The sequence below is a fragment of the Bacillus sp. JK62 genome (assembly GCF_053663455.1).
This window is the reverse complement of record NZ_JBSJQA010000002.1, coordinates 581,616-593,658: the sequence shown is the minus strand read 5'-3', so window position 1 is coordinate 593,658 and position 12,043 is coordinate 581,616. Positions and strand designations below refer to the sequence as shown.

At 50.5% G+C, this 12,043-nt stretch carries 2 protein-coding genes; both read right to left on the bottom strand.

Translation table 11 applies throughout. The features are described 5' to 3' along the window. Window positions 1–2: 2 nt before the first annotated feature. Window positions 3–5,705: an SDR family NAD(P)-dependent oxidoreductase gene (locus tag ACWJJ4_RS08160; RefSeq protein WP_454021565.1), complete on the bottom strand. Its 5,703-nt coding sequence runs from the start codon at window positions 5,703–5,705 to the stop codon at window positions 3–5. 39 nt (window positions 5,706–5,744) lie between these two features. Next, window positions 5,745–12,041, bottom strand: coding sequence for a beta-ketoacyl synthase N-terminal-like domain-containing protein (locus ACWJJ4_RS08155; protein ID WP_454021564.1), 6,297 nt, complete (start codon window positions 12,039–12,041; stop codon window positions 5,745–5,747). Window positions 12,042–12,043: the final 2 nt, after the last annotated feature.

The following is a 12,043-nucleotide window of genomic DNA, read 5'->3' as shown; positions in this document are numbered from 1 at the left end:
AATCAGATAGTCACAAATTCATGAGGGTTCATTCCCTCGATCGGAATCGGCTTGGTCAGCTTCATCAGCCCCATGCGGGAGATCGGCTGCGTCAGCAGAGTTTCCAGCGCCCGCATCCCTTCCGCCCGGCTGATCAGTCCGAGACCGATTGCACTCAGTCTGTCAAACTCTTCAGAAATGTGATTGTCAGCCCGCTCCCAATACCCCCAGTTCATCACTTTGACCGGGCATGACAGCCGCCCGGAAAGCTCATGGGCAAATGCGTCTTTAAATGCGCACCCCGCCGCATAATGACTTTGATTCGGATTCTTAATATATGAAATAACCGAAGAGAAAAAGAGAATAAAGTCCAAAGACTCTTTCGCAAATACTTCGGCAATGTTGACGGAAATATCCACTTTCGCCGCAAGGCCGGCGTGAAACTGTGATTCTTCCATATCTTTTACGCTTTCATTCGCAAATACCATCGCTGAATGAACGACGCCGCTGATGGTGCCGTATGTGTTTTTAATCTGTTCATAGGCGCGCTGAAGCGATGGAAGATCAGAAGCATCTGCGGCTATATATTCGGGAGCCGGGCCTGATGGCCGGTACCGGTCTATTTTTTGGCGTATCCGGCTGTCCAGCGGCCGCCTCCCGATCCAGACGACTCGGGCTTTATACGTCGTCACCATATAATCTGTCCAAACCTCGCCGATGCCTCCCGCACCGCCGATGATGACATATACGCCTCCATATCGGTAAGGAACACTTTCAGACGGCCCGCTTTGGACCGGAAGCAATTGAGGCCGGTGCCATTCCTGATGTCTGCGCACCCATGCTTTACCCGTACGGTCGCGGGGCAGGCTGAATATGTCTTCTGCGGGGAAATCCCCCCCGTCTTCAAGATCGACCAGACGGATGTGCCAGCTCGGATGTTCTTTTGCAAGAGACCCGACGAAACCGTGCACACTGGAATGAGCGGGACGCACCTCATCATATTGGGTGATAGGCTGTGCTTGGTGCGTAATCACCGTCATCCCGAGCTGCTCTTTTCCATACCCGAGACCGATAAGAGCTTTGGCCGCTCTGAAAATTTGCAGCACCCCGCTTTTTTGATCATGGATGTAAGAATCAGCCGGCTGAGGGGCAAACCAGATCATATGCTGAATCTCACCGAGACGGCGGAGCCGATCGGATATCACTTCAACGGAAGCACTTTGGCTGCTATCAAATCGCACAGCTTTAGGAAACAATCGTAAAACCGCGTCCGCCTGCCCGTCTGTACCGCCTATGATGACAGCTTTTGCTTCAGAAATGGGGAAGCCGGTTTGGTTGTCTATCGGTTCCGCGTCCCATACCTGCATCAGTTTGACGGCTCCGGTAAGGTTACCCGGCAGATCGTATTGCTTGTCATCCGTTTCAGCCGGCGCACTTTCGGCCATCCGGGCAGAAAATCCTTTTATTCTTACACACACATTGCCGCGTTCATCACATATATCAATGTCCATTCTTCGCACGGCCGGTGTTTCATGCGTCACAAACACGGCCGCCCACATGTTTGGACTGCACGGATGAAAAACGGTCAGTTCATGCAATTCAAAAGGCATTAACGGCTGCTCCGGATAACCCGCTTTATCTTCATTCATAACGCCGATGGCCGCCTGAAAAGCGGAATCTATCAGACTCGGATGGAGCACAAACTGTTCGGCCTCATCACAAACGGAAGCAGGGAGCACCAATCTAGCCAAGGCTTCTTTTTCCCCGCAATAAATGTGATCAATTCCTTGATGTGAAGGTCCGTATACAATTTCCGCCTTTGCAAATGCCGCATAGCAGTCTTCCTTTGACAGCACTTTTTTGCGGCAGCGCGCTTTCAGCTGTTCAATATGCAAAACCGGCGCCTCAGACAGCGGCTCAATCACAGCACTGCCTTCACAATAAATGTCTGAATCGTTGTCATTGCTGTACACTTGAAATGAAACATTGCCATTATCCTCCAAGGAAAGACCTGTCGTCATACGCAGCGGCTCTTTTTTATGAACGGCCTGGCGTATCCAGCTGATATACCGCAGCGAAATGCCGGTTTTAGCCGTGTATTCAGCGGCTAACGGCGCGGCAGCCAGTTCAGCCGCGGCTCTCGCCATTTCAAGATAAGCCGCCCCGGGGAGAACACGCTTGTTTCGGACGATATGATCGGCTAAGAAGAATTCATCTCCGTTCAGTATCGTGCTGAATTTTTGTTCTAACAAATCTGATGTATTGCGGTGAAGCAGCGGGTGAAGCCTGCTTTCTGTATTTACGGAAGTAACGGGATGATCGGGCTCCGGTATCCAATAGCGTTCCTTTGCAAACGGGTACGTCGGCAGACTCATCCTGCGCGGTTTCTCCTCCTGATACAGCCGCGTCCAGTCTATCTCAAATCCTTTTGACCACAGCTCCGCAAGTTTTTTGTAAGTGCCGCTGTCCGTCCATTTTCGGATCAGCTCCTCCGTATCCTGATCATCATTCAGGAAACCCCTGATTTCCGTTCCGCTATCAGACCGCCCTTGAAAGCAGCCGTCAATCTGCCGTTTTCGTTCTGTAAATTCGGTTAATTTCCTGATCAGGTCCGCTTGATCGTTCACTAAAAAAACAAGCCGTTCTTCCATTGCCAGCCGTCCCGTTTGCAGCGTATACGCCAGTGACCGCAGGGAAAAAGGTTCATCAGGCTGCTTCTCTAAGCCGGACTGACCGAAAAGACCGGAAAGAATATTCTTATGTTTCTCATCGTTTGTCAGACATTCTGCTAAAGTCCGGACGGAAGTATGCTGTATGAGATCAGTCATGTCTATTGCCAGCCCGTATTGATCCGTCAGCCGCTCAGAAAACTGTGTCAGCTGCATGACATCCAAGCCGAATTCCTTCCAATCCTGTTCACCATCTACCGAGCCGGCCTCTACATGCAGAACTTCGGCCAGAGCACCGCGCAGCGCATTTTCCAGCTGATTTTGCATTGTATCTGTTTTGTCATGAAGCGGCCCGCTTCCTTCAACCGCTTTATCTTTGAGAAACATCAGCAGGCGGGCAGCGTATTCCTTCAGCCGCTCCGGATTTTTCGCTGACAGAGGCACGATATACGGTCTCTCTTGATTCTCCGTAATGCCGGGGTTTTTGGGCCTGTACTCTTCTAAAATGAGATGAACGTTTGAACCCGTCGCCCCGAATGAACTGATGCCTGCGCGTCTCGGACAGGAATGTTCACTGCCGTTCTCTGTATACGCCGGCTTTTTCCATGACTCGGTTTTTTGCTGCACGTAAAATGGCGAGTCCTCTAAACGGAGATACGGATTAATCGTCTCTGAGTGCAAAGAAGGGACAAGCGTTTTGTGAAACAGCTGCAAAACCGTTTTATGAAGCCCGCTGATCCCGGCGGCTGATTCCGCATGTCCGATATTCGATTTAACGGAACCGATCGCACAAAATTGCCGATCCTCCGTAAACGTGCGGTAAGCTTTAACAAGACCTTGTATTTCAATCGGATCTCCTAAAGAAGTTCCGGTTCCATGCGCTTCCACATAAGAAATCGTCCGGGGATCGATCCCCGTCTTTTCAAGACATTCAGCTATCATATCCCCCTGCGCCACGGGGCTCGGCACGGTAATCCCGCTGACGGTTCCCACGTGATTGACGGCGCTGCCTTTTATCACCGCATAAATATGATCCTTATCTTCTTCGGCTTTGTGAAGCGGCTTCAGCAGCACGGCCCCGATGCCGTCAGCTGAGACATAGCCTGTGCCGCCTTCGCCGAACGTTCGGCACAGCCCGTCACTCGAATGCATATCCATCAAGCCGTATGTGATATATTTTGTCGGGTGCAATGATAAATTGACGCCTCCGGCAAGAGCTGCTTCACATTCACCCCGTCTCAGACTTTCCGCCGCCATATGGACGGCCGTCAGAGATGACGAACACACCGTGTCAACCGCCATGCTCGGCCCGTGAAAATTGCAGAAATATGAAACCCGGTTTGCGATCGGCGCATAGTTCAAGGGATAAGGAAAGACCAGCCCTTTGGCCGCAGCTTCAGCGCCGGCGAGAGAATAATCCATATGCATCACCCCGGCAAACACACCGACGTTCATTCTCTTATTCGGCCCTTTCGGCTGAACGATTGTTTCCGGGGTGTAGCCCGCATCCTCAATCGTTTCCCAGCATGTTTCTAAAAACAATCGTTCTTGCGGATCTTTAGCTTCTGCCTCCCGCGGAGAAATCCGGAAAAATTTCGCATCAAAACAATCCGGATCGTCTATAAAACCGCCCCATTTGGAAATCGGCTTGCCGGACGGCGATCGCAAATGCTCATATTTCCTCGTATCCCAGCGGGAACGAGGCACTTCCGTTACGCTGTTTTCTCCATTTTTTAAATTTGTCCAGAATTCACGAAGATTTTTGGCGCCGGGGTACCGTCCCGCCATCCCGACGATCGCAATATCTCCATTCTGCGTTCCGGCTGACGCCGATTTTTTCACGCGGATTTGGGTCGTCCTCTTTTTTTCCCGGTGCAAAGGTTCAGCATTTGGATGCCCGCTTTGAGCACGGCCGAAACCGGCTCCGTAATGTTCGCACAAATACCCCGCCAATTCCGCGATTGTCGTGTATTCAAATAACAGCGTCGGCAGAAGCTGCGTTCCGATTTTTCGTTCAATTTCCTTTACCATGTCCAACAGCCCCGGAGAATCCAGCCCCATTTCATAGTAGCCGATATCCGGGTCGATCTCTTTCACAGGTTTGTTCAATCGGGCGGCAAGCAATTCTTTTAAATAAAGGATGCACTGTTCAGTAAGGCCGGCGGAAGGCGCCGGTTCCGCTTGCGGAGCCGGGACGGCATTCCGCCCGTCAGGTTCTTTCTTTTGCCGTTTCTGATTGATCAGTTCCGGGCCCCTCACCCGTTTATTGGCGAAGTTTTTCAGTTCGCCGACTTTTCTGCCTTCCTCATTGAAAAACTCCATTGTCACGTAAACGAGATCTTTCTTACGGGTGACGGATTCTTTTTTTATCTTGGTGATACATGTCGTCTGCAGCAATTCGGCGCAATAAAACGATTCATAAAACAGCGGCAGAAATAATTGCCCCTCCTCCCTCGTCAAAGGAGCGAGATATACATTGGAGCCGATGCTGCTCGCATCTATCAATGCGGGATGAAACATCGCCTCTCCTGCATGTTCCAGCTGATCCTTTTGCACTGACAGATCAATATAAATCTCTTTTTCAGTCTGGTAGACGCTTCCGCAGCCTTTCATCATTCCTGAATGAACCAGTTCTTGATCCCTGCATTCCGCGTAAATGTCCTCAAGCGGTATTTCTGCCGCCGTTTGTTTTACGGCATCCATCCGGACGCTCTCTTGGAAGCCGGCGGGCTTGACGGAATGCATTTGCGCCGCGGCATATATCTTTGTCTCTGCTGCTTCGTCACCTTGTTTTTGCCCTTTCACCTCTACCTTCCATTGCCCTTCGCCGTTCTCTGTACAGTCAACAGAAAGCAGGATTGTTTCTCCCTGTTCAGGAGCTAAAGGGTGAAAAATCGATAAGTGCCTGAGTTCAAGGCCGGCATGAAAAAAACCGTTTTCTCTGAAAGTCTGATAGATCAGGTCAATATAAGCCAGACCCGGCAGCAGTTCCTTTCCATAGGCTTTATGATGTTTCAGAACGGGATGCTGATTGTTAATAAGAAGCTGCTCTTGCATATGAACTTCCTCCATATCGACGTTCAATTTTCAGCGCAATCAGAAAGTCTTCATTTGTTTCCAAAACGTATTCGGGCGGGACTCATGTGCGTTTTCATGCAGGCTTTCGGTTTTGTCCGGACGGATGGGCCGGCGTTTTAATTCCTGTCTCGGCAAAGGCTTTCTAACCGGGGTGTACGCCTCTTGCTCCCAGGCTTCCACTATGACATGGGCATTCGTCCCTCCGTCAGCGAAACTGCTGACGGCGGCAATCCGCGGTGAATCCGTCCATTCACGCAGAACGTGCGAAAAATAAAACGGCGAGGCGGACAGATCGTAATGCGTCATCGGCTCTTTGCCCGAAAGGAAAGGCACACGCATTCGGCGCGAGAGCATAAGCACTGTTTTAATGAATCCGGCAATCCCTTCAGCGCATAACGGGTGTCCGATATTCGGCTTCATCGACCCCAATTCGCAAGGCGCGCTGTTTTGCATACGGTACACCGCTTCAATCGCCCTCAGTTCCAAAAGGTCTGTTACTTCAGAGCCTGAACCGTTTGCTTCAATGTAGCTGATATCCTCCGCTTTTCTGCCGCTTTTGGCAAGCGCCTTGGCCATCACTTCTTTCTGCGCCTGTATATTCGGTGTGGCAGGCCCTGCGGTTCTGCCGTCATTGTTTACGGAAATGCCTTTAATGACCGCATGAATCCGGTCCCCGTCTTTTACAGCCTGGGCCGCTGTTTTTAAATACACCATTCCGACGCCTTCTCCCAATACGATGCCGCCGGTGCGGCGGTCAAAAATATGAAACGCAGGCTCTTCGCTTAACAGATTGCGAAGTTCGAACATCCGGTGGGTTTGACCGGATTCCAGCAGACTGACTCCCCCGACCACCGCTGAGTCGATTTCACCGCAAGAAAGCGCCTGTATCGCCATATTCATACCGACAAGCGCTGAAGAACAGGCCGTATCCAAAACAAGACTCGGCCCCTTCAAATCAAAAAACTGAGAAAGATTGGCCGCCAAGTAATTCGGGCCGGCGGCGACTATCGGATTTTTTGCATGCTTCAGACGGTTTTCGTCAGGCATACTGCCGCCGCGTCCTCCTAAATAGACACCGGCTGACCTGCCTTTCATTTCTTGTAAAGAGTAACCGCTGTCTCTGAACAGATGAAGCGCCTCTTCTAATATAAGAAAGGACTGGATATCCATTGCCTTGATGTCTTCTTCGGGAATAAGGAAAAACTCCGGGTCAAAATGCGTTACATTTTTTAAAAGGCCCGCATAATCCGCCTTCTCCGTTTTCCAGCGCTCTTTCGGCACCCTTTGAATGGCCGACGTTCCTTCAGACAGCAGCTTCCAATAAGCTTCAATTGATTCAGCTCCCGGAAAACGGCAGGACATTCCGACAACAGCGATGTCTTGCGCCGCTGCAGCGCCAGAAGGCTGAATGACAGCGGCTGCTGTTTGTTTGGGAACGTCCGGGATTACAGGCTGAACCGGTTTTGAAACGGCAGCTTTGATTTCCGGATATGCTGTTTCAAGCCATCCCGCCAGCGCAGCAACCGTAGGGTATTCATACAGCACCGCCGGGTCAAGGTCAGCTTTGATCCTCTTTCCGATCGCTCTGGACACTTGGGCAAGCATGATGGAATCGGCTCCGTAATCTTGAAACGGTGTATCAGATTCAAATCTTGACGGCTCCAGTCTTAATTCCCGGCAGCAAATGCCCGTCAGCCACTCCTCTACGCTTTCTGTCTCACCCTGTACATGCTGCTTTGTTTCGGTAAGGCCGGTTGAAAGCATCAGACGGTCGGGCTCCCATTTTTCCGGGTGAATGACGGCCGGCATAATAACAGATCCGCAATCGCCTGCCATAACGGCATCAAACAGACTCAGCCCTTCTCTGTCAGTGATGCTCTTTAAACCGCTTTTCAGATAGGCCCGGCTTTTTGATTCGCCCATACCTGTTTCTTTCCAGCTCGGCCATTGGATGCTCAGCACCGGAAAACCTTTTGCGGCCGCAAAATAATCCATATAGGCGTTAGCCATGGCATAATCGCTTTGTCCCGCTCCTAATTCGGGCATCACGCCGGACACTGAAGAAAACAGCGCAAAAAATCGGAGAGGCTCCTTGTGCAGCGCTTGATACAAAAGGTCCAGTCCGTCTGTTTTAGGTTCAAGCACTGGCATCATCTGTTCTCTCGTTTTGCGGATAAAGGCTGGATGATCGAGATCTACGGCTCCCGCTGCGTGTATCACGCCTCCTATCGGCCCCATCTTCTCTTTCACCCGGCTGACGGCCTGCTCATATTCAGGACCGGAAGATACAGTCAGCACTTCCGTCCGGACACCTTTTTGTTCGAGCTCTCTGATTCTTCTCACTTTATCGGAAAACGGGGAATTCCGTTTGATATGATCATCCCACTCCGCTTTCGGAGGCATTGTTTCTTTTCCGGTAAGCACGAGTTTCGTGACTCCGTAACGTTCGGCAAAATGCCGGGCGAATAAATATCCGAGTCCCCGGGTCCCTCCGGTGATCCAGAGCACATGGTCTTTCGGAAATGAAAATTCTTTTTCAGCTAAGCTGTTTGTTTCCTTTAACCGCGCGTGATAGCGCACACCGTTTCGGTAACACACTTCGATGTCTGCAGAATCGCGAAAAAACTCCTCTGCGATCTGGTTTGCCAGCTCGGAATCTTCAGCAGTCCGTTCTGCATCCATATGCCGCGAGCGGATATCCTTATACTCACTTTGGAGCATCCGGTACAATCCGGCCTTTTTTGCACCTGAGAGATTTATCGTTTCATTTGCAAAAGGTTCAAGCCCCTTTGTCACACAAAGCAGATGAAGCTTTCGGCCGCGGTTTCTGTTGTCAACGAGAGACTGCAGACGATGAATCCAGCCGTCATCATGCTTGATTTCCGTCCCGCACCCCGTCACATCAATCAGACCGCCAAATCGGGCCGCGTCCCCGGATATTTCCGGTGATGCAGCGTCAATGATTTCAGACTCGGGGAAATAACGGGACAGCTCAACGGCCAAATTTCCTGTCTGGTGATCAGCGGCTATTCCGATGACGCCCCGCACTTCCTTAGCCGGAACACGGCTGCTTTCTGCCCAGCTTTTCTGTAAAAAGCGGAATTCACGAAATGTTTCAGAATGTGTTTCAGCATCACGAACATTGTCCGGCGCTGCATCGTCCGGCCAATAACGATTCTTTATAAATGGATAACCGGGAAGGCTGACGCGATGCGGCAGGCTGCCGTTATAAAGCTCTGACCAATCAATCTTCAGCCCTTTTACCCAAAGTTCCAGAAGCTTCGCGAATTTTTTTCTTTTCATCCATTTACGGACGGCTTCCTGCATATCTTCATCCTTAAAAACGGCTAGAATATCTTTATACTGTTTGCTTTTTCCCCTGAAGCAGCCGTCTGTTCCGCCGTCAATAAAACGCTGCAGTTTTTCCGCTAACTGCTCTGTCGACGTCACGATAAACGCCGCGCGTTCTTCCATCGCTTCTCTTCCGGTTTGAAGGGTGTAAGCCGCGTCCCGGAGGCTGCGGTCTGTGACGTCATTTTTTCTGATCGCTTGAAGAAGCTGCTGCGCCCGCTGCTTCAGGCTGGCCTCCTGTTTGGCGGATAATAAAATGACTGCGGGATCTTCATCTGTGAATGGCTCAGAAATCTCCCTATCAGGTTCAATATATTCTTCTATCAATATGTGGGCATTTGCCCCGCCCGCGCCAAAAGAAGAGATTCCCGCGATTCTCGGAATCTCTTTCTGCGCTCCGTTTTCCTCAATGACCGGCCGTTTCCAGTCTGCCAATTCACGCTGCACCGCAAACGGCGTCCGGTCGAATGCAATATTCGGATTCAATTTTCGGCAATGTAATGAAGGGGCCAGCTTTCGTTTCTGAAACTGGAGCAGCAGTTTTGTTACACCGGCAATGCCTGCCGCGGCTTCCAAATGCCCGATATTGGATTTAACTGAGCTGATGGCGCAAAAGCCTTTATCTGACGTTTTCGTTTGAAATGCGCGGGTCAAACCGTCAATTTCGATCGGATCTCCGAGTTCAGTGCCCGTGCCGTGGGCTTCGATACAGCTGATCATCCGCGGATGTATTCCTGATTTTTCAAGCGCGCCGGAAATCACGTCAGCCTGGGCGCTCGGACTCGGCACTGTATACCCGTTTGTTCTGCCGCCGTGATTGATATGAGTGCCGCGAATCACCCCGTAAATATGGTCCTTATCAGCCATCGCTTTTGACAGCGGCTTTAACAGCACGGCCCCGACGCCTTCCCCGGGAACAAATCCGTCCCCGCCTTCACCGAAACTTTTGCACGTTCCGTCTTTTGAAAGCATTCGATAGGCGCTGAGCTCCGCATAAGCCGAAGGATGCGTATACACATTCACACCGCCGGCAATCGCCATGTCACATTCGCCGCGAAGGATGTTTTCACACGCTTCATGAATTGCAGTCAGCGAAGACGAGCACATCGTGTCGACCGGCATGCTCGGCCCTTTCAGATTAAGAAAATAGGAAACTCTGTTGGCCGCTGAACTGAACGACGTTTTCGGCTGCAGGGTGCCGCCGTTTTTCCAGTACATTCCGTACCCGTTTTTCGTAATGCCAGCAAAAACGCCGACCCGGCCGTTATACAGATTCTCAAGCTGTTCCTTCGTATAACCGGCATCCTCCAGCACCTGCCAGCACATTTCAATAAAGAGACGCTCCTGCGGGTCCATATTCAAAGCATCACGGGGTGAAATTTGAAAAAACAGCGGATCAAAGAAAGCGGCATCTTTCAGAAACCCGCCCCGCTTACTGTAACTTTTCCCTGCTTTCACGGCCGCTTCGGGATCAGGGTTGTAGTACTTGTCCTTTTCCCAGCGCTCTTCGGGAATTTCGGTCACACAGTCTTTTCCGGCCGCTAAGTTATCCCAGTACTCTTCAAGTGTTTCAGCTTGCGGATAACGTCCGCTGACGCCGATAATCGCAATCCCTTCTTTTGTCTGTTTCTCATTGGAAAAAGCAGGCCGTTTCTTTCGCTTGATAAACGACGGAAGCACCGGAAAATCTTCATTTGCCAAAACCTGTTCTGATATGCCTGAACGGTGCTCATCATCATTTGTCCATTTTCGGCATTCATTCGGATAATCCGTGACAAAGTGAGCTGCCAGGGAGCCCAGTGTCTTATATTCGTAAAAAACCGTTTTGGAAAGGTCACCGAAAAGCAGAGACAATTCGCGGTTTAATTTCGTCACAGTGACTGAGTTTATTCCGTAGGTTTCCAGCGGCTCTTCAGTATCTATGTTGGAAACAGCAATTTTTGCAGTCAGGCCAAAAAGCGTTTTGAGCTGAAGAAGCGTTTGTTCATACAAACGTTCACTGCGGTGTTCGGCATTGGTTTTTCCGGGAGCGCCCGTCTTGATGACAGGCTGCAGCTTCAACCCCGACAGGGAAGCCCATATTTTTCCTTCTTCGTCACATAAATCAATATAAAAGCTCCCCGCCTTCTCTTGTATCTCGGCCCATACCTTGTCAGGACAAGATTCATAAAACAAAAGCTCGTCCAATGAAACCGGGGCGAGCGTTTTATATTCTTTGCCGCCAAGCAGCGCGCATGCCTCTGTCACACTTTGCATCACACAGGGAGGGAGGCCGAATCGGGCGGATTCTTTTTGGTTTGTCAACGGAATTGATATGTCTGCCAGCATCCGTCCTGCTGAAGCGTAAATACGCTCAATTCCTTTCATGTGCTCACTGTATTGAACGGTATCGTTCTGAGTGATGGCTTCAATTTGCTGCTTATCCATCAGGGAACCGCTGTTTTCCTTCAAGCGGCTGATATCCAGCATGCCGGGCGCAGCATCAACTGGCTGAATCGTCCCTTGGCTGTACACATCATAATGACTGTAATCGGCAGAAAATGGATTATAAATCTCAAACCTTTTGGCTTCACCCTCATCGGGTATCAGCCTGATTTCGATATGGAACGGCTCAGCCTCAGTCAAAATGGGCTTTGACCACACGATATGCGTCAGCCGGACAGCCGCAGTCTCCTTTACTGTCAAAACAGCCGCAGCTCTCGCCATTTCCAAAAGAAGTTCTCCGGGCATAAGCTTTTTATGCTGTAAAGAAACATCAGCGAGAAAAAATTCCCGGCCGCTGAAAGCTGCCGAGAATCCCTGTCCCGTTTCATCGAAAATATGCTGCTGAGCAAGCGGATGAAGGGAATCCGCTTGGCGAAGTCCCATCCGCATATCATAATCGCGCAAAATGCCGATCGCATCCTGTTTTGTCATTTTTTTATTTTTGACGTCAGAAAAAACCCGGTGCAGAAACTCTTTCATAT

Bases quoted from the DNA above. Each gene is read 5' to 3' on its own strand.
- ACWJJ4_RS08155 (WP_454021564.1), bottom strand. From the start codon at position 12,041: ATGAAAGAGTTTCTGCACCGGGTTTTTTCTGACGTCAAAAATAAAAAA.
- ACWJJ4_RS08160 (WP_454021565.1), bottom strand. From the start codon at position 5,705: ATGCAAGAGCAGCTTCTTATTAACAATCAGCATCCCGTTCTGAAACAT.